Annotated in this window: 16 protein-coding genes; 13 read left to right on the top strand and 3 right to left on the bottom strand. The window is 71.6% G+C overall.

Annotated features, from left to right (window positions below):
• Nucleotides 1-2: 2 nt before the first annotated feature.
• The 7 genes from Q7X29_RS03850 to Q7X29_RS03820 are packed head-to-tail and all read left to right on the top strand — an operon-like array spanning nucleotide 3 to nucleotide 8,084.
• On the top strand, nucleotides 3-1,016 hold the full coding sequence (locus Q7X29_RS03850) for an ABC transporter permease (RefSeq protein WP_316573318.1): 1,014 nt from the start codon (nucleotides 3-5) through the stop codon (nucleotides 1,014-1,016).
• 35 nt (nucleotides 1,017-1,051) lie between these two features.
• The gene (locus tag Q7X29_RS03845) at nucleotides 1,052-1,951 is read left to right on the top strand and encodes an ABC transporter permease (RefSeq protein ID WP_218717242.1); all 900 of its coding nucleotides are present in this window, start codon (nucleotides 1,052-1,054) and stop codon (nucleotides 1,949-1,951) included.
• Nucleotides 1,948-3,645 carry an ABC transporter ATP-binding protein gene (locus Q7X29_RS03840; protein ID WP_316573317.1) on the top strand — a complete coding sequence of 566 codons (1,698 nt, stop codon included), beginning with the start codon at nucleotides 1,948-1,950 and terminating at the stop codon, nucleotides 3,643-3,645. Before Q7X29_RS03845 ends, Q7X29_RS03840 begins: the two co-directional genes overlap by 4 nt.
• Entirely contained in the window at nucleotides 3,642-4,766 is a 1,125-nt protein-coding gene (locus tag Q7X29_RS03835; RefSeq protein WP_316573316.1) for an LLM class flavin-dependent oxidoreductase, read from the top strand. The genes Q7X29_RS03840 and Q7X29_RS03835 overlap by 4 nt, the downstream gene beginning before the upstream one ends.
• A complete protein-coding gene (locus Q7X29_RS03830) occupies nucleotides 4,763-6,130 on the top strand; it encodes an NtaA/DmoA family FMN-dependent monooxygenase (RefSeq protein WP_316573315.1) in 1,368 nt (455 codons plus the stop codon). Before Q7X29_RS03835 ends, Q7X29_RS03830 begins: the two co-directional genes overlap by 4 nt.
• Complete coding sequence (locus Q7X29_RS03825) at nucleotides 6,127-6,936, top strand: DUF1684 domain-containing protein (protein ID WP_316573314.1); 810 nt, start codon at nucleotides 6,127-6,129, stop codon at nucleotides 6,934-6,936. The genes Q7X29_RS03830 and Q7X29_RS03825 overlap by 4 nt, the downstream gene beginning before the upstream one ends.
• On the top strand, nucleotides 6,933-8,084 hold the full coding sequence (locus Q7X29_RS03820) for an LLM class flavin-dependent oxidoreductase (protein ID WP_316573313.1): 1,152 nt from the start codon (nucleotides 6,933-6,935) through the stop codon (nucleotides 8,082-8,084). The genes Q7X29_RS03825 and Q7X29_RS03820 overlap by 4 nt, the downstream gene beginning before the upstream one ends.
• A 139-nt stretch (nucleotides 8,085-8,223) precedes the next feature.
• Here the strand turns inward: Q7X29_RS03820 and Q7X29_RS03815 are convergent, their stop codons facing one another.
• Nucleotides 8,224-9,117 carry a hypothetical protein gene (locus tag Q7X29_RS03815; RefSeq protein ID WP_316573312.1) on the bottom strand — a complete coding sequence of 298 codons (894 nt, stop codon included), beginning with the start codon at nucleotides 9,115-9,117 and terminating at the stop codon, nucleotides 8,224-8,226.
• A 240-nt stretch (nucleotides 9,118-9,357) separates the two neighbouring features.
• Here Q7X29_RS03815 and Q7X29_RS03810 point away from each other — a divergent pair, with 240 nt between their 5' ends.
• On the top strand, nucleotides 9,358-9,945 hold the full coding sequence (locus Q7X29_RS03810; RefSeq protein WP_316573311.1) for a DUF2867 domain-containing protein: 588 nt from the start codon (nucleotides 9,358-9,360) through the stop codon (nucleotides 9,943-9,945).
• Here the strand turns inward: Q7X29_RS03810 and Q7X29_RS03805 are convergent.
• Nucleotides 9,935-10,936 (bottom strand): methylenetetrahydrofolate reductase, encoded by a 1,002-nt coding sequence (locus tag Q7X29_RS03805; protein ID WP_374104835.1) that lies wholly within the window; start codon nucleotides 10,934-10,936, stop codon nucleotides 9,935-9,937. The two genes, Q7X29_RS03810 and Q7X29_RS03805, sit on opposite strands and share 11 nt — an antisense overlap.
• A gap of 278 nt (nucleotides 10,937-11,214) precedes the next feature.
• Between Q7X29_RS03805 and Q7X29_RS03800 the strand changes: the two genes are divergently transcribed.
• The 4 genes from Q7X29_RS03800 (at nucleotide 11,215) to Q7X29_RS03785 (ending at nucleotide 16,721) form a co-directional block, all read left to right on the top strand.
• Nucleotides 11,215-12,369, top strand: a complete 1,155-nt coding sequence (locus Q7X29_RS03800; protein ID WP_394358666.1) for a polyprenyl synthetase family protein — start codon at nucleotides 11,215-11,217, stop codon at nucleotides 12,367-12,369.
• 7 nt (nucleotides 12,370-12,376) lie between these two features.
• Nucleotides 12,377-13,951 carry a phytoene desaturase family protein gene (crtI, locus tag Q7X29_RS03795; protein ID WP_316573310.1) on the top strand — a complete coding sequence of 525 codons (1,575 nt, stop codon included), beginning with the start codon at nucleotides 12,377-12,379 and terminating at the stop codon, nucleotides 13,949-13,951.
• A 101-nt stretch (nucleotides 13,952-14,052) separates the two neighbouring features.
• Nucleotides 14,053-15,705, top strand: a complete 1,653-nt coding sequence (locus Q7X29_RS03790) for an alpha-(1->6)-mannopyranosyltransferase A (protein WP_218717252.1) — start codon at nucleotides 14,053-14,055, stop codon at nucleotides 15,703-15,705.
• 62 nt (nucleotides 15,706-15,767) lie between these two features.
• Complete coding sequence (locus Q7X29_RS03785) at nucleotides 15,768-16,721, top strand: phytoene/squalene synthase family protein (RefSeq protein WP_374104837.1); 954 nt, start codon at nucleotides 15,768-15,770, stop codon at nucleotides 16,719-16,721.
• 97 nt (nucleotides 16,722-16,818) lie between these two features.
• Here Q7X29_RS03785 and Q7X29_RS03780 read toward each other — a convergent pair whose 3' ends face one another.
• Complete coding sequence (locus Q7X29_RS03780; protein ID WP_218717254.1) at nucleotides 16,819-17,178, bottom strand: ArsR/SmtB family transcription factor; 360 nt, start codon at nucleotides 17,176-17,178, stop codon at nucleotides 16,819-16,821.
• Between the two features lie 90 nt (nucleotides 17,179-17,268).
• On the opposite strand from Q7X29_RS03780, the gene Q7X29_RS03775 reads away from it, so the two are divergent.
• Nucleotides 17,269-19,302 carry a heavy metal translocating P-type ATPase gene (locus Q7X29_RS03775; RefSeq protein WP_316573309.1) on the top strand — a complete coding sequence of 678 codons (2,034 nt, stop codon included), beginning with the start codon at nucleotides 17,269-17,271 and terminating at the stop codon, nucleotides 19,300-19,302.
• The last annotated feature ends 24 nt before the right edge of the window (nucleotides 19,303-19,326 follow it).

The raw sequence follows: 19,326 nt of genomic DNA, 5'->3' as shown, positions 1-19,326 counted from the left end.
TCATGGTCCGCTATGTGGGTTCGCGCCTGCTGCAGGCGATCTGGGTGATGTGGGCCGCGTTCACCATTTCCTTCGCCGTGCTGTACCTGCTGCCCGCCGACCCGGTGTCGATGGCCGCCGACGGCGGCGGCCCCGGCAGCGCCGTCGACAAGGCGGCGATCGCGGAACTGCAGGCGCGCTACGGGCTGGACAAGCCCCTGTGGGAGCAGTACGTGACCGCGCTGGGCAACGCGGTGACCGGCGATCTCGGCCGGTCCATCACCACCGGCCAACCGGTCACCGAGGCCCTGCGCGACGTGCTGCCCACCACGCTCGGGCTGGCCGCGCTGGCGCTGCTGTTCGCCACGCTCAGCGGGGTGGTGCTGGCCTTCGCCGCCACCTACACCCGCCGCCCGTGGCTGCGCAACACCCTCAACGCGCTGCCGCCGCTGGGGGTGTCGGTGCCGACGTTCTGGACCGGCCTGATCCTGTTGCAGCTGTTCTCCTTCCGGCTGCACTGGTTCCCGGCGTTCGGCGGGACCGGGCTGCGCGGCACCCTGCTGCCCGCGCTGACCCTGGCCCTGCCGATCGGCGCGGTGATCGCCCAGGTGCTCGCGGCCGGATTGCAGCAGACCTGGCGGCAGCCGTTCGCCGAGGTGGCGCTGGCCAAGGGCGCGTCGCGCTGGTGGGTGCAGCGGCGCCACGTCGCGCGGCTGGCGAGCGTGCCCGCGTTCACCATCGCGGGTGTGCTGGTCGGCACCATGCTCGCCGGTTCGGTGGTGGTGGAGTCGGTGTTCGCCCGCGCGGGCGTGGGCAGGCTGACCCAGACCGCCGTGCTCAACCAGGACATCCCGGTCGTGCAGGGCGTGGTGTTGCTGTCCGCGCTGATCTTCGTCGCGGTGAATCTGACCGTCGACCTGCTCTATCCGCTGCTCGATCCACGCATCACCGGTGCGAGCAGGCGGCGGGCCACCGCGCGCGCCGCGCTCCCGGACACCAAGGCCGATGTTGCCGCGAAGGCGGTGCACAGTGCCTGATCCCACCCCGCCCATCGAGACCGAAGGGAACGTCCATGGTTGACATCCTCGTGCGCCGTGGCACGGTCGCCGAGCGGCCCGACGCGGCCGACGACAGCCACGTACGGACGCACCGTGCCGCCGCGGCGGCGCGCTGGGTCCGCGGGCATCTGGGCCTGATGCTCTCGGGCGTCGTGCTCGTCGTCGCGGTCGGCTGGGCGGTGGCGCCGTCGGTGTTCGCCTCCGGCGACCCGCTGACCGGCGTGCCCGCCGAGAAGTTCCAGGCGCCCAGCGCGGCGCACTGGTTCGGCACCGACAATCTCGGCCGTGACCTCTACACCCGGATGGTGCACGGCGCCGGGCTCTCGCTCACCGCGACCCTGACCGCCGTCGGGATCGCCCTGGTGATCGGCTCGCTGCTCGGGCTGCTGTCCGGCGCGGCGGGCGGGATCGTCGACACCGCGATCATGCGGGTCGTCGACGTGCTGCTCTCGATCCCCGCGCTGCTGCTGTCGCTGGCCCTGGTGACCGCGCTGGGCTTCGGTACCCGCAATGTCGCGCTCGCCGTCGGCATCTCGCTGATCGCCAACTTCGCCAGGGTGATGCGCTCGGAGGTGCTGCGGGTGCAGCACGCGCCGTATGTCGAGGCGGCGCACGCGTCCGGCGTGCGCTGGTACGCGGTGCTCGCCCGGCACGTGCTGCCCAATTCGTTCCAGCCCGTGCTGGCGCTGGCCGCCGTGGAATTCGGGATGGCGGTACTGGCGGTGTCGTCGCTGAGTTTCCTCGGCTACGGCACCAAACCGCCCACCCCCGAATGGGGTTCGCTGATCTCGGAGGGCCGCAACTTCCTCGCGTCGGCGTGGTGGCTGACGACGCTGCCGGGTCTGGTCATCGTCACCGTCGTGCTGTCGGCCCAGCGCCTCGGCCGGTTCGTGGGAAAGGCGGAGACCCGATGAGCGAGTCGGCGGCCACACACCCGACGTCGGCGGCGGAAGCGTCCGCCGCACACGCGGAAGTTCCAGCGCGCCAGGCCGGTCCGCTGCTGCGCGTCGACGAGCTGCGCATCGCCTACCACTCCAGCTCCGGCCGGGTCGACGCCCTGCGCGGCGCCTCGATCGAGGTCGGGCGCGGGGAGGTGGTGGCGCTGGTCGGGGAATCCGGCTCGGGCAAGTCCACGCTGGCGCACGCGGTGATCGGCCTGCTCGGCGATACCGCGCGCTTCGTCTCCGGCGGCATCGACTTCGCCGGCGAGAAGGTCGACCCGACCGACGAGAAGGCGCTGCGGCGCCTGCGCGGCGCCCGGGTCGGACTGGTGCCGCAGGATCCGGGACTGTCGCTGAATCCGGTTCTGCGCGTGGGTGATCAGGTGGCCGAGGCGCTGCTGGTGCACCGGCTCGCCGATCGGCGCGGCGCCCGGTGGCAGGCGCTGGACCTGCTCGCGGAAGTCGGGCTGGACCGACCCGAGCTGCGGGCACGGCAGTTCCCCCACGAATTGTCCGGTGGACAGCGGCAGCGGGTGCTGATCGCCATCGCGCTGGCCTGCGGACCGGAGCTGATCATCGCCGACGAGCCCACCAGCGCCCTGGACGCGACGGTGGCCCGCCAGGTGCTGGATCGGCTGGCGGAACGGATCGCGGCCCGCGGCACGGCCGTCCTGCTGATCACCCACGATCTGGCCGTCGCCGCCGAGCGGGCCGATCGGCTGGTCGTGCTCGAACGCGGCGAGGTGGTCGAATCCGGTCCTGCGGCACAGGTGCTCACCCATCCGCGGCATCCGTACACACGTCGGCTGCTCGCCGCCTCCCCCGCGCTCGCGCCCGCCGGCTTCCGCCCGCCGCGGGCCAGGGCCGAGTCGCCGCTGCTGTCGGTGCGCGCCCTGCACAAACGGTTCCACGCGGCCGAGGTGACCGCGGTCGACGATGTCGAGTTCACCCTCGACCGGGGCGAGACCCTCGCGCTGGTGGGCGAATCCGGGTCGGGCAAGTCCACCACCGCGCGCATCGCGCTGCGATTGACCGAACCCGACAGCGGCACGGTGACCTTCGACGGGCACGACCTCACCAGGGCGCGCAGGCGCAGGCTGCGCGAGCTGCGCAGGCGCTTCCAGGTGGTCTACCAGAACCCGTACTCGTCACTGGATCCGCGCTGGCAGGTCGGCGACATCATCGCCGAACCCCTGCACGCCTACGGCGTCGGCGACCGCGCCGCGCGAACCCGCCGGGTGACCGAACTGCTCGACCAGGTCGCGCTGCCCGCCGAGTTCACCGCGCGCAGGCCCGCCGAGCTCTCCGGCGGCCAGCGCCAGCGCGTCGCCATCGCCCGCGCGCTCGCCCTGCGGCCCGACCTGCTCGTGCTCGACGAGCCGGTCTCGGCACTGGACGCCTCGGTGCAGGCGCAAATCCTCGACCTGCTCGACGGGCTGCAAGCCGAGCTCGCGCTCGGCTACCTGTTCATCTCCCACGATCTGGCCGTGGTCCGGCAGATCAGCGACCGGGTGGCGGTGCTGCGCCACGGTCGCATCGTCGAAACCGGGCCCACCGCCACCCTGTTCACCGATCCGCAGCACGACTACACGCGCGAGTTGCTCGCCGCGATCCCCACACCGAGCGTCCGGATCGACCCCCTCGACGGAAAGGACCCCACCCGATGAGCGAAGGCACGCTGTTCCTTGGCATCGAGACCGCGGGCACCGGAACGCATCCCGCGTCCTGGCGACGCGCGGACTCGCGTGCCGAGGATCTGTTCACCGCCGGCTACTGGACCGAGGTGGTGGCGCGCGCCGAACAGCTCGGCGCCGACGCGATATTCCTGCCCGACGCGTTCGGCCTGCAGGACGGCGGCACCGCGGTGACCCGCGGCAGGCTCGACGCCGTCGCGATCGCCGCCCGCGTCGCCCCGCTGACCCGACGGATCGGGCTGATCCCGCAGGCGCCGCTCACCCACACCGAGCCGTTCCACGTGTCCAAGGCGATCGCCGCGCTCGATTTCGCGAGCCTGGGCCGGGCCGGCTGGGAAGTGGGCGTGTCCGCCACGGCCCAGGAGGCGAAGGCTTTCGGCCGCAAGGCGGTTCAAGATCGCACCGACCTGTGGCACGAGGCCGACGAGGCGATCGAGGTGGTGACCCGGCTGTGGGACAGCTGGGAGGACGGCGCCGAGATCCGCGACGTGCCCACCGGCCGGTTCATCGACCGGGATCGCCTGCACTACATCGATTTCGCCGGGGACCACTTCTCGGTGAAGGGCCCGTCCATCACGCCGCGCTCGCCGCAGGGTCAGCCGATCGTGACGGTGCGCGCCGACGACGCCGTGGCCGTCGACGTCGCCGTGCGCCGCGCCGATCTCGTGCGGATCAGCGCCCCCGATCTGGCCACCGCCGCCGCGCACCGCGTTTCGCTGCGCGCCGCCCTCGCCGCGGCGGGCCGCGATCCGGACACGGTCCGGGTGCTGCTCGATCTCACCGTGCACCTGGCCGATTCGGCCGAGCGGGCCAGGGCTGAGGTCCGCGAGCTGGATCAGTGGCTGGGGCAGCCGATCGACGATCCCGGGCTCACCCAGGTCGGCACCGCGGGCGAACTCGACGACCTGCTCGACGAGATCGGCGGTTCGGCCGTCGCCGACGGTGTGGTGCTGCGACCGCTGGCGCTGCCCGCCACCCTCGCCGCGCTCACCTCGCGCCCCGAACGGGCGACGGGCACCCTGCGCGAACAGCTCGGCCTCCCCCGCCCGGCCAGCCGTTATGCCGCCGCGACCACGCAAGGAGCAGCACTGTGAACGCGAAGCCACGCAAGCAAGTCCATCTCGCCGCGCACTTCCCCGGCGTCAACAACACCACCGTGTGGGCCGATCCGGCGTCGAAGTCGCAGGTCGATTTCGCCTCGTTCGAGCACCTGGCGCGCACCGCCGAACGCGGTCTGTTCGACTTCTTCTTCCTCGCCGAGGGGCTGCGGCTGCGCGAACACCGCGGGCGCATCCACGATCTGGACGTGGTGGGCAGGCCGGACACCTTGACCGTGCTCAACGCCGTCGCGGCGGTCACCGATAGGCTCGGCCTCGCCGGGACCATCAACAGCACCTACAACGAGCCGTTCGAGCTGGCCAAGCAGTTCGCCTCGCTGGATCACCTCTCCGGCGGCCGCGCCGCCTGGAACGTCGTCACCTCCTCCGACGCGTTCACCGGCGAGAACTTCCGCCGCGGTGGCTATCTGGACCACAGCGACCGCTACCGCCGCGCCGCCGAGGTGGTCGAGGCGACGAAGACACTGTGGGACAGCTGGCCCGCCGACGCCCTCGTGATCGACCGGGAGCGCGGCGTCTTCGCCCACGAGGTCCCCACCACGGCCGTCCGCAGCAGCCAGTTCGACATCGAGGCGCCGTTCGTGCTGCCACCGAGCCCGCAGGGTCATCCGGTGCTGTTGCAGGCGGGCGATTCCGACGAGGGCCGCGAATTCGGCGCCAAGGCCGCCGATGCCATCTTCACCGTGCACGGCACCCTCGAGGCGGGGCAGGCGTTCTACGCCGACATCAAGGGCAGGCTGGCGAAATACGGCCGCTCCCACGACGAACTGCTGGTGTTCCCGGCGGCGACGTTCGTGCTCGGCGACACCGAGGCCGAGGCGCACGAGCGGGCCAGGCACATCCGCTACCAGCAGGTGAGCCCGCAGACCGCCATCGCCTTCCTCGAACAGGTCTGGGGCCGCGACCTGTCCGGCTACGACCCCGACGGTCCGCTGCCCGACATCGAGCCCGACACCACGACCGAGATCACCCGCGGCCGGGTGCGGCACGCGAAAGATCCACTGGCCGTGGCGAAGGCGTGGCGCGCGCAGGCCGAGGCCGCGAACCTGAGCATCCGCGAGCTCATCATCGAGGTCACCACGCGCCAGCAGTTCATCGGCACCCCGGTCCAGGTCGCCGAGCAGATCGACCACTACGTGCAGTCCGACGCCGCCGACGGATTCATCCTCGTCCCGCACCTCACCCCCGCCGGGCTCGACGAGTTCGTCGACCGGGTGGTGCCGGAATTGCAGGAACGCGGCAGTTTCCGCACCGCCTACACCGGCACCACGCTGCGCGACCACCTCGGTCTGCGTCATCCCCACCACCCCACCGTCGCCGAAGGAGCACGCGCGTCATGACGATCACCGTCGATACCACCAGCACCGCAACCACGTTCACCGACGACTGGCACCGCTGGCACAACGCCCGCGAGGACGGCCTGCGCGACCCGCTGGGCTGGCTCAGCCTCGCCGGACTGCACTGGCTCACCGACAGCCCCGAGCGCATCAACGGCCTGCCGGGCACCTGGTGGGTGACCGACGGGAAGGTGTTCATCACCGCCCAGCCCGCCGACCGGCTCGACGTCGACGGCGAGCGGATCGGCGGCGTGCAGATCCTGGTCCCGGCCGAGGGCGCGCCCGGGCTGAGCGTGTTCAACGAGGAGCGGGTCTTCGAGGTGATCCGGCGCTCCGGGCAGTTCGCGGTGCGGGTGCACGACCCGGCCGCGCCGACGCTGGCCGCGTTCACCGGCGTGCCCGCCTACCCGGCCGATCCGCGCTGGGTCGTCACCGGGCGGTTCACCCCGTTCGACAGCGCGCGCACCGTCACCACCGGCGCGGTCGTCGACGGACTCGAACACCACCACAGTGCCGCGGGCACCATCGAATTCCGGATCGGTGACACGACCGAGACGCTGGTCGCCTTCGGCACCCCCGCCGATCTGAAGGTGCTGTTCACCGACGCCACCAGCGGTGTCACCACCTACCCCGCGGCACGGTCGCTGACGATCGGGGCGGTCGAGGCCGACGGGACCGTGACGCTGGACTTCAACCGGGCGGTCAACCTGCCGTGCGCCTTCACCGACTTCGCGACGTGCCCGGTCGCGCCGGCCGAGAACCGGCTGCGGGTGGCGATCGAAGCGGGAGAACAGGATCCGACGCTGTGACCGTTCCGCTGTCGATCCTCGACCTCTCGCCGATCAGCGCCGGGTCCTCCGCCGCGCAGGCCGTGCGCAACACCATCGAGCTGGCCCGCCGGGCCGAACAGTGGGGTTACCACCGGTATTGGCTGGCCGAGCACCACTTCGTGTCGGTGGCCAGTTCGTCGTCGCTGACGCTGCTCGGGCTCGTCGCGGCCGCGACCTCCCGGATCCGGGTCGGCACCGGCGCGGTGCAGGTGGGCCACCACACCTCGGCTTCGATCGTCGAGGCGTTCGGCACCGTCGACGCGGTGGCGCCGGGCCGGCTGGATGTGGGGTTGGGCCGGTCGGGACATCGGCGCAGCCAGTTCGGGGCCGAGACCTCGACCACCAAGGGCGGGCGGCCGGTGCTCGACGCCCTCGTCGGGCGCACCGAGATCCGCGACGGCGTGGTGGTGCCACCGCCGTTCGATCCGCGCGGGATCACCGACCGGTCCAAGTTCGCCGCCTCGCTCGAGGCCTTGCAGCAGCCCGGCGCGCAGGCGCAGGACTTCCCCGAGCAGGTCGCCGACGTGCGGGCCCTGCTCGAGGGAAGCTATATCGGCTCCAATGACGTAGCGCTGCACGCTGTTCCCGGCGAGGGAGCCGAGGTGGAGCTGTGGCTGTTCGGCAGCACCGCCGGGGAGAGCGCGGAACTGGCGGGTCGCCTCGGCCTGCCGTTCGCCGCCGCCTACCACGTCGCCCCCGGCACCGCGCTGGACGCGGTCGAGGCGTACCGGGCGGCGTTCCGGCCCTCGGCCACCCTCGCCGAACCCCACGTGATCGTCTCCGCCGACGTGGTCGTGGCCGCCGACGAGGACACCGCCCGCCACCACGCGAGCACCTACGGCCACTGGGTGCACAGCATCCGCAGCGGTTCCGGCGCCTGCGAATACCTCGACCCCGACACCGCCGCCCCCCTCACCCCCGACCAGCTCCGCCTCGTCGAGGACCGCCTGGCCGCCCAGATCGTCGGCACCCCCGACACCGTCGCCGAGCGTCTCCGGGCCCTGGCCGAGCTCACCGACGCCAGCGAACTCCTGATCACCACCATCACCCACCACCACACCGACCGCTTGGAATCCCACCGCCTCCTGGCCGACGCCTGGGGGTTACGCACCGCCCGCGCCGCCTGAACTGCGAGGGGCGGCGCCGCGACCACCGCGGCGCCGCCCCTCGTCCATTCACGAAATACGTTGCACCACAACACGGGAACGGGCCGCCGCACGCGGCTTCCCGTACCCGCCGACCCGAGCTCGGAAAGGTCTACGGGGATCAGTCGAAGAGGTCCGCGGTCTCCGCCGCGTCGATCGCGCGTCTCAGCCAAGCATCGAGCTGGTTCAGGTCTCGGCAACCCTGGATACGTTCCCGCTGATCGTCGGAGACAGCGAGTCGACGGGTACCGAGGACCGTCAGGATGCTGGCCGCGGTGGCTTCTTCACGGCCCTCTTCACGGCCCTCTTCGCGGCCTTCTTGTCGGCCCTGCTCGACATACTTACGGGCGATCCGGCCCTGGTATTCGTAGGTCATCGTCATCAATTCCTCCAACCGTCGGCTGGCCGCCTCGGACAACACCTCATCGACCAGGTCATGGTACATCCGCGCACGCTCGTCATCGGTCTTCGTCAGGCCGACGAGGAGAGCGGTGAAGACCTCGTCGGAGTGGGGGCCGTTGCCGTGCGCCATGGCTGAGAGGACCGCCCGTTCCGGGGAGGACGCGGCCTCCATGGGATCGGTCACCAGTGGCACGCGCTCGGGGCCGACGACCAGCGGCCGAAGGGCGAAGCCCGGGTGGCCGAGGTCGATCGGTTCGGCCGCCCAGGCCGCTACGCGAGTACTGGAGACAACGACCAGGAGTACTACGGGACAGCGCAACCGGGCGCGCAATGTGGCCAGGTAGACCGGCCAGCTCCATCGCTTGTGCGGCTTCTCCGAGAGCTGGACCTCGACACAGATGCCGAGGACAGCAGCACCGTCTGCGTCGTGGAGACTGAGCGCCAGGTCGCCGCGGAACTCCTTGGGTCCGATATCGGAGAAGTCGCAAGGTTCGGCGGTCGCTCCGGTGTAGCCGGGCACGGGAACATCGCAGACTTCGGCGACCAGAGTGGCGGCCAATGTGAGGTCCGCGCGGAACAACTCCAGGACACCTTCGTGCAGGTAGCTGGGCATGCCAGGGACCCTAGGTCGCGAATTTCGTGATGCGCCAACAGCGTTCGGCGAGTCTGGTGCGCCGCGCCGTTTGCTGTCCGGAATATCCGGAGTCGGGTCGGCTTGGACGCAGGCGTGTCCGCAGCCCGCAGGCGCAGCGGAGATCGATCGATTGCCGCTGCCGCGCGGATCTGATCTATACGTAGGCGTATATCAGGGGTACGCTCCCTCCATACGCATCCGTACGGAGAGGGGTTTCTCATGCGAGTTCCGGCAGTGGCGCATACCGGGCGGGGGTGGCGTATCCACGAGATCACGCCGGATTTCGAGGTCGAGGACGTGTGGCGGTTTCGGACGCCGGGTGGGGCGGCGGGGGACTTTCCGACGCTGCTCGCGGCGTTGCGGGCGGCGCGGGCGTCGGAGTCTTCCGGGGTGAGCGGGGTGTTGTTCGAGATCCGGTGGAAGCTGGGGGCGGTGCTGGGGTGGGATCGGGAGGCGGCGGGGGCCGGGCGGCGGGTGGCGTCGTTGCGGGATCGGCTGCCCGCCGACCTGCGGGAACTGCCGCGACCCGACGACGCGGGGAGCCCGTTCACCAGCCTGTACGCGCTCGACGACGAGTACGCGGCCGAGATCGCCAACGGCACCGTGCACGGGGTGATGCACCTGGGGTGGGTGCCCGACGACGACGGGCCCGGCTACCACCTGCAGATGGCGGTGCTGGTGAAGCCGAACGGGGTGTTCGGGCGCGCCTATATGGCCTTCATCAAGCCGTTCCGCTACCTGATCGTCTATCCGGCGATGACCAGGAACTGGGAACGCGTGTGGACCGAGCTCGCGCTCACGCGCTGAGCGGGGCCGCCGTCACGCCGTAACCGAGATTGGTGAGCACCTCGCTGGTCGCCTTCGCGAAGTTGAGGGTGATGAAATGCAGGCAGGGGGCGCCCTCGTCGATCAGGCGCTGAGCCATCTCGGTGGCGATCTGGATGCCCTCGGCGCGCACGGCCGCCTTGTCCTCTTCGGGGCCGGTGCCCGCGGCGCGGGTCAGCCGGGCCAGCACCGACGGCTCCAGCGGACGGCCGCAGAGTTCCTCGGCGCGCTGCACGGTACGCAGCGAGGTGATCGGCATCAGCTCGGGAATGATCGGCTTGGCGCCCTCGATCGGGTCCATGGCCACCACCCGGTCCCGCAGCCGCAAGTAGTGCTCGACGTCGAAGAACATCTGGGTGATCGAATACTCCGCGCCCGCACGCAGTTTCGCGGCGAGCTGGCGGGTGTCGTGGTCGAGGTCGGGCGAGCGGTGGTGCCCCTGCGGGAACGAGGCGACACCGACGTGGAAGTCGCCCAGATCGCGCACGATGCGCACCAGTTCCTCGGCGTACTCGACGCCCTCGGGATGCTTGCGCCACTCCCCGAGCGGATCGCCCGGCGGGTCACCGCGCAGGACGAGCAGGTTGCGGATGCCGGAATCGGCGTAGGAGCCGACCAGCGCGCGCAACTCGTCGATGCTGTGACCGACGGCGGTGAGGTGGGCGACCGGGAGCAGCGTGGTCTCGGTGGCCAGCTCACCGGTGATCCGCACGGTGCGGTCCTTGGTGGAGCCGCCGGCGCCGTAGGTCATCGACACATAGGCCGGGTGCATGCACTCGAACTCGCGGACCGCGCGCCACAGCCGGGCCTCGCCCGCCGCGTCGCGGGGCGGATTGAACTCCACCGAGAAGGGCACGCCGCTGCCCGAGTGGGCACGCAGGCTCTGCACCACCGAGGGGGTGTTCGAGACGATCGACTGCTTCCGGGCGGGTCGATCAGGGGTCGAACGTCCCCGTCCATCGTCGAATGTCACCGGTTCAGTGTAGTGGTGCGCCCCGGCACCGCGGCGCCGACCGGGAATCGACGACCGCGACCGGCCGAAATCGGGCACGGACCTGCCGCTCGTTCGTCAAGTCCGCTGAACGCGATCCGCGCGAGGGGCAGACACCGCCGAATCGCCGGGTGTGGGGTCGGTCGCAGCGGCCGCGTGCGCCGACGACACCCCCGCGCCACCCGCGTATTCTGCGACGGAACGCCGGTGATCGCGCCGCCGCGTGCGATCGACGTCCATCCGCTCGCCCACTTCCGCACCTGGAGGCCACCCTGTCCGCCGGAATCGGTACCCCGCTTTCCCGGTCCGTCGCCGACACCCCGGCTTCGGTCGATCTCGTCACGCTCACGCCGGGCACGCCCGCGTTCGTCGCCGCGGTCGAGCAGGTGCTGGCCGATTTCTTCGCGTCCCGGCGCGAGATCGTCGAGCCGCTCGGCCCGGTCTTCGTCGACGCCGCCGAGGCGCTGGAACAGTTCGTCATCCGGGGCGGCAAGCGCACCCGGCCCGGCTTCGCCTGGACCGGCTGGCTCGGCGCGGGCGGCGATCCGGCCGGACCCGACGCGGCCGCGGTGCTCACCGCCTGCTCGGCGCTGGAACTGGTGCAGGCGTGCGCGCTGGTACACGACGACATCATCGACTCCTCGCAGACCCGGCGCGGCTACCCGACCGTGCACATCGAGTTCGAGGACCGGCACCGCGCGGCGGGCTGGCCCGGTGACGGTGCCGAGTACGGCCGCGCCGTCGCCATCCTGATCGGCGATCTCGCCCTGGCTTGGGCCGACGACCTGGTCCACGAGGCCGGGCTCGCCCCCGCCGCGCTGGCCCGGTTCGCGCCGGTCTGGGCGCGGATGCGCACCGAGGTGCTGGGCGGGCAGTTGCTCGACATCAACGGCGAGGCCGGTGGCGACGAATCGGTGGAGGCCGCGCTGCGGATCAACCGGTACAAGACCGCCGCGTACACGATCGAACGCCCCTTGCACCTGGGCGCCGCGCTGGCCGGAGCCGACGACGCCCTGGTGGCGGCGCTGCGGACCTACGGCACCGATGTCGGCATCGCCTTCCAGCTGCGCGACGACCTGCTCGGGGTGTTCGGCGACCCCGCCGTCACCGGCAAGCCGTCCGGCGACGACCTGCGCGAAGGCAAGCGCACGGTGCTCATCGCGGAGGCGCTGCAGCGCGCCGAGCCGGCACCGGCGGCCCTGATCCGCACCGGGCTCGGCACCGATCTCGACGACGCGGCCGTGGACCGGCTGCGCGCGCTGCTCACCGAGCTCGGCGCGGTCGACGAGGTGGAACGCCGGATCACCGAGCTCACCGACACCGGCCTGCGCGCCGTGGCGACGAGCAGCGCGACCGCGCAGGCCAAGCAATTACTGCACGACATGGCGCTGGCCGCCACCCGCCGAACCGCCTGAGCCCGCCATGAGAAGCGTGGTGGGACAGACGAACCATGTCGTCGTGGTCGGCGCGGGCTTGGCCGGGCTGGCCGCGGCGCTGCATCTGCGCGGCGCGGGCCGCGAGGTGACCGTGCTCGAACGGGCCGATCATCCGGGCGGCCGGGTCGGGCGCTACCGGTTCGACGACTACGAGATCGACAACGGGGCCACCGTGCTCACGCTGCCGGAGCTGATCGACGAGGCGCTGGCCGCGGTCGGGCAGACGCGCGCGGACGTCGGCCTGCGCGTGCACCGCCTCGCGCCCGCCTATCACGCCCGCTACGCCGACGGCACCGACATCCGCGTCTACGACGACGCCGAGACGATGGCCACCGAGGTCGAGCGAGCTTGCGGACCGACCGAGGCCCGCAACTACCGGCGGCTGCGCGCCTGGCTGGGGCGGATCTACGACGCCGAGTACGACGAGTTCATGGACGCGAACTTCGATTCGCCGCTGGACCTGGTACGCAGCGGCGAAGCACGGGCCGGGCTGACGGCGCTCGCCCGCCTCGGCGGCTTCGGCAAGCTGGGACCGCGGGTGCGGTCCTACCTGCGCGACGAGCGGCTGGCCCGGCTGTTCACCTTCCAGGCGCTCTACGCGGGCACGGTGCCGGACAAGGCGCTGGCGCTCTACGGCGCGATCCCGAACATGGACACCTGCCTGGGCGTCTACTTCCCCGAGGGCGGCATGCGCGCGATCACCGCCGCGCTCGCCGAGGCGTTCACGGCGGCGGGCGGCAACCTGCTCCTCGGGGCCGAGGTCGTCGGGATCGACTATGCGGCCGGCACGCGCAAAGGCCGCCGCGCCGAGGCGGTTCGCACCGCCGACGGCCGCCGGGTCGCCTGCGATGCCGTCGTCCTCACCGCCGATCTCGGCGCACTGCCCCGATTCGGCCTGCGCTACCGGCGCGGTCTGCGGGCCTCACCGTCGGCGGTGGTGGCCCACGGCACGGTGCCCGCCGAGGTCGCCGCGCGGTGGCCGGTGCAGGCCCATCACACCATCGATTTCGGGGCCGCCTGGGCCACGACCTTCACCGAGATCGCCGCGCGCCGCGGCCGCGGACGGGTCATGAGCGATCCGTCCCTGCTGCTGACCCGGCCCGCGCTGACCGACACCGGTCTGTACGTCGAGCGCGCCGACGGCCGCCACGAACCGTTCTCGCTGCTCGCGCCGTGTCCCAACCTGGACGCCGCGCCGCTGGACTGGGACCGCCTCGCCCCGGCCTATCTGCGCGAACTGCTCGCGGAGCTGGAGCGGCGCGGCTACACCGGGATCGCCGAGCACTTCCGGATCGACCACGTCGACACTCCGGTCACCTGGGCGGCGCAGGGCATGATCGCCGGCACACCGTTCTCGGTGGCACACCTGTTCCGCCAAACAGGTCCGTTCCGGCCACGCAATCTGCCAAGGGGCGTGGACAACGTCGTTCTCGCAGGTTGCGGCACCACTCCGGGGGTGGGCGTGCCCACCACGTTGCTGTCGGGCAAGCTGGCCGCGGCACGAATCACCGGCAGCCGGACGCGCAACGCCACCGACCACCGGGCTAGTGTTCCAACGTGAAGCCGTAAACTGACGGCCGACTTATCAGCTCGCGGTTGCGACCGCCGACCATCCGGGGGGACCGACCGAACATGCCGCCCCCTGAGACGACCGTAGGCCCCATGGACACCACGCGCACCCTCGAGCCGCAGCGCCACATGCCCACCGGGACCGATCCCGGCGTCCGGTCCCGGCTACGGACCGCGGGTGACTTCATCCGCAGTCCCGAAGGCCACGCGGCCGTCATGGGGTTCTTCGGCGCGGTCATGATCACCTTCGGCGGTTTCGGCGCGGGCGCCGTGCGCAAGCGCGACCCGCTGCTCGAGGCACTGCACCTGTCCTGGCTGCGGTTCGGCCACGGCTACGCGCTCTCGACGATCGTCATCTGGATCGGCGTCCTGCTGATGATCACGGCGTGGGTTCGGCTGGGCCGCAACACCCTCGGCAAGGACGGCGGGCACGTCACGCTGAACGAGCTGCGGGCCATCGTCGGCATCTGGATCACGCCGCTGCTGTTCGCGGCGCCGATGTTCAGTCGCGACGCCTACTCCTACCTCGCCCAGGGCGCGCTGCTGCGCGACGGCTACGACCCCTATCAGGTGGGTCCCGTCGCCAATCCCGGTGTGCTGCTGGACAACGTGAGCCCGGTCTGGACCACCACCACCGCGCCCTACGGCCCGATGTTCCTGCTCATCGGCCGGGTGCTCACCATGCTCACCGGCGACAACGTCATCGCGGGCACCATCGCGCTGCGCGTCGTCATGCTGCCCGGCCTGGCGCTGATGATGTGGGCGGTGCCGTACCTGACCAAGCACCTGGGCGGGAAGCCGACCGTGGCGCTGTGGCTGGCGGTGCTCAATCCGCTGGTGCTGGTGCACCTGATCGGCGGCGTGCACAACGAGATGCTGATGGTCGGGCTGATGTGCGCGGGCATCGCGCTGGTGCTCGAACGCCACCATGTGGCCGGCATCGTGGTCGTCGCGATCGGCGTCGCCATCAAGGCCACCGCGGGCGTCGCGCTGCCGTTCCTGGTGTGGATCTGGATCCTGCACGAGAAGGAGCGTCGGGCCGCCGAACGGGGCGCCTCCGATCCCGAGGTGTCGGAAGACCAGAAGCATCCCGACGCGGCCCGCCCGTCGGCGGACATGCCGCATCCGCTGTTCGTCTTCGCCAAGATCGCCGGTATCGGTGTCGGGGTGTTCGCGCTGGTGTTCGGCGCCGCCTCGGTGATCGCGGGGGTCGGGTTCGGCTGGGTCACCGCGCTGCAGGGCTCCAACAAGATCATCAACTGGCTCTCGCTGCCGACGATCCTGGCGCACATGGTCACCTGGGTGACCCCGCTGCGCCTGGACTCCGTGCTCAGCGTGACCCGCGAACTGTGCAAGATCGCCCTGGTGGTGTTGCTGGTCGCCATCTGGTGGCGGTTCCGGCATTCCGAGCGGGAGGCCGTCCTCGGCATCGTGATCGCGTTCGTCGCGATCGTGCTGCTCTCCCCCGCCGCGCTGCCCTGGTACTACTCGTGGCCGCTGGCGCTGGCCGCCGGTTTCGCGCTGTCGACAGTGACCCTGCAGTGGCTGGTCGGGCTGTGCACCTGGTTGATGCTGGTGTTCCAGCCGGACGGGTCGATCGGGCTGTACAACTTCTGGCACGTCGCGCTGGCCACCTTCGCCGCCGTCGTGGCCGCGGTGTCGCTGCGGACCGTCGATCCCCTGCACCTGCGATCGGCCAGTTCCCGGCCCGTCACCAGGGAACCGGCGCCCACCGTCCGGGCATGAGCGATCGGGGTCCGGGCGCGGTCGCGCCGGAAGACCTGACCGGGCCGGCGGCCGACGCCGCCGTGATCCCGCTCGATGCCGCGTACGCGAGTTGTCGGCGCATCGCCGCCGAGCACGGTCGCACGTACTACCTGGCGACCACCCTGCTCACACCACCGCGGCGCCGAGCCGTGCACGCGCTCTACGCCTTCGCGCGCATGGTGGACGACATCGTCGACCACGCCGACAACCCGGCCCGGGTCCTCGACCCCCGCGACGGCGCGTACCTCGCCGGTTCGGAGCTGAGCCCGGCCCAGCACCTCGATCTGGTCGAACGGCAATTCCGGCTCGCCCTCGAACAGGGCGTGATCGATACCGGCGACCCGCGTCGTCGGCAGATCCTGACCGCCGCCGCCGACACCATCGCCCGCTACGACATCGCGCACACCCACTTCTGGACGTTCCTCGACGCCATGCGCATGGACGTGCCCGGCACCGACGGCCACCGCACCCGCTACGCCACCATGACCGAGTTGCGCGAGTACATGCGTGGTTCCGCCGCCGCCATCGGCCTGCAATTGCTGCCGGTGCTCGGCACGGTCGTCCCGGTCGCCGACGCCGAACCGGCCGCCGCCGCGCTGGGCGAGGCCTTCCAGCTCACCAACTTCCTGCGCGATGTCGGTGAGGACCTCGACCGCGACCGGATCTACCTGCCCACCGAGGAGCTGGCCGCCTTCGGCGTCGACGAAGCCCACCTGCGCGCGTGCCGTGCCACCGGGCGCACCGATCAGCCGCTGCGCCGCGCGCTGGCGCATCTGATCGCCGTCAATCGCGATGTCTACCGCCGCGCGGAGCCCGGTATCGCGCTGCTCGAGCCCCGGGTCCGGCCGGCGATCCGCACGGCGGCGGCGCTCTACGCCGAGATCCTCGACCGTATCGAGGGGGCCGACTTCCAGGTGTTCCAGCGAAGGGCGACGGTGCCCAACCGTCGGCGAATCCTGGTCGCCGCCAAGGGGTTCGCCACCGTACGGCGCTGACGCGGCCGGGCGGCCCGCGGCGTCACATCATCGGACTGCCGCGATCTCGGGCCGTCCGCCGACGTGCCAAGCCCCGGCACCGACCGATGCCGTCGGTTCAGCCCGCGATCTCAGGGCGTTCGGCCAGGCCCAGGCGCAGGTGCTCGCTGTGGTAGACAGCCTCGTCGAGCAACTGGGCGACGTGCTGGTCGTAGAGGCTGTAGACGATGCTGCGGCCGGCGCGGGTGCCGGTGACCAGGCCCAGATTGCGCAGCAGCCGCAGCTGATGCGACACCGCGGACTGCTCCATCCCCACCGCCTCGGCGAGTTCGGTGACCGGTCGGGGCCCCTGGCGCAGTTCGGACAGGATCAGCAGTCGGCTCGGGGTGGCCAACGCTTGCAGGGTGGTCGCCACGTGCGCGGCGGCCGCGGCGTCCAGCCGCGTCGCCGGACGGCCGCCTTCCACACCGTGTCCCATGGCGTGGAGTGTAGCGGACCAGCACACATGAATATCTCTTCATATGATCTGTTATTCTCGGGTCCTCGTTCCCCGCCTCGGAGGTGCCCTGTGGTCTCGTCCACCGCCACGCCGACCCGCGCCGTCACCGCGTCCCGCGCTTCGACCACGCGGACCGGACTGTTCGCGATTCCCGAGATGCGCTGGGCCGCCACGGCGACCGCGCTGTTCGCGCTCGGTCTGCTCGCGAAGCTGACCGGCGGACCGTCCTGGCTGTGGTGGTCGCTGCTGCTGGCCTGCTACCTCGCCGGCGGCTGGGAACCGGGCCTGGCGGGTCTGAAAGCGTTGCGGGACAAGACCCTCGACGTGGATCTGCTGATGGTGGCGGCCGCACTCGGGGCGGCGGCGATCGGCCAGGTCGTGGACGGGGCGCTGCTCATCGTCATCTTCGCGACCTCGGGTGCGCTCGAGGCGCTGGCGACCACGCGCACCGAGGACTCGGTGCGCGGCCTGCTCACCCTCGCCCCCGACACCGCGACCCGGCTCACCGACGACGGTGAACAGACCGTCGCCGCCGTCGATCTCGCGATCGGCGAGGTGATCCTGATCCGTCCCGGCGACCGGATCGCCGCCGACGGGCGGGTCGTCGACGGGGCGAGCGAGGTCGACCAGGCCACCATCACCGGTGAACCCCTGCCGGTGGACAAGGCCACCGGCGACGAGGTGTTCGCCGGGACGCTCAACGGCACCGGCGCGCTGCGGGTCCGGGTCGAGCGCCGGGCCGAGGATTCGGTGGTCGCGCGGATCGCGGCGCTGGTCGAGGAGGCGGGTCGCACCAAGGCCAGGACCCAGCTGTTCATCGAGAAGATCGAGCAGCGCTATTCGATCGGCATGGTCGTCGCGACGCTGGCCGTCTTCATCGTTCCGCTGATCTACGGTGCGCCGCTGCGGGATTCCCTGTTGCGCGCGATGACGTTCATGATCGTCGCCTCCCCCTGCGCGGTGGTCCTGGCCACGATGCCGCCGCTGCTGGCCGCGATCGCCACCGCGGGCCGCCACGGCGTGCTGGTGAAGTCGGCGGTGGTGATGGAACAGCTGGGCGCGACCACCCGGGTCGCCTTCGACAAGACCGGCACGCTCACCCGCGGCATCCCGGACCTCGTGGAGATCCACCCGCTGCCGGGCAGTGCGGTCTCCGAGGATCAGATCCTGCGCCTGGCCGCCGCGGTCGAGCACCCGAGCGAACATCCGCTGGCCGCGGCGACCGTCCGCGCTGCCCGGCAGCGGGATCTGGATTTCCCTGTCGTCCACGACTTCGCCGCACAACCCGGTCGTGGCGTGTCGGGGCGGGTCGACGGCCACCACCTGCGCATCGGCTCGCCCACCGTGCTCGCCGGCGATCTCAGCTCGGTCGCGGACGCCGCGCGAGTGCGGCACGGGTCCAGCGCCAGGCCGACGCGCTCGATCGCCGCCGCGGACATCGTCGTGTCGGTGCAGTCCCGTGGCCGCACGGCGGTCGTGATGCTGCGCGACGACGAACCGGTGGCGGTGCTCGGCTTCACCGATCAGGTCCGCCCCGAGGCGGCGGGCGCGGTGGCCGCGCTCGCCGAATCCAACGGCAGCACACCGGTTCTGCTGACCGGCGACAACCCCACCACCGCGGACCGGCTCGCCCGGCAGCTCGGGATCGGCGAGATGCGCGCCGGGCTGCTGCCGCACGACAAGGTCACGGCCGTGCGGGAGCTGGCCGCGGGCGGCCACCGGGTGACCATGGTCGGTGACGGGATCAACGACGCGCCCGCCCTGGCCGCCGCACACGTGGGGATCGCGATGGGAGGCGCGGGCTCGGATCTGACGGTGCGGACCGCGGACGCCATCGTCGTCCGGGACGACCTGACCACCATTCCGGCCGTCATCGCGCTGTCACGGCGCGCGCGCCGGGTGGTGCTGGCCAACCTCGCCATCGCGGCGAGCTTCCTCGGCGTCCTGGTCGTCTGGGACCTGCTCGGTCATCTCCCCTTGCCGCTCGGCGTGCTCGGGCACGAGGGTTCGACGGTCCTCGTCGGCCTCAACGGCCTGCGACTGCTGCGCTCGTCCGCCTGGCGGCGGGCACACGATCAGGCGGCCGGACACGGCGCATCCTGAGCGCTGGCGTCTGCCCGGGGCCGC

Origin of the sequence: Nocardia canadensis (genome assembly GCF_032656385.1) — a bacterium.
Classification (GTDB): Bacteria; Actinomycetota; Actinomycetes; order Mycobacteriales; family Mycobacteriaceae; genus Nocardia; species Nocardia canadensis.
The sequence above is the reverse complement of the archived record's forward strand: the minus strand, read 5'-3'. Positions and strand labels throughout refer to the sequence as shown.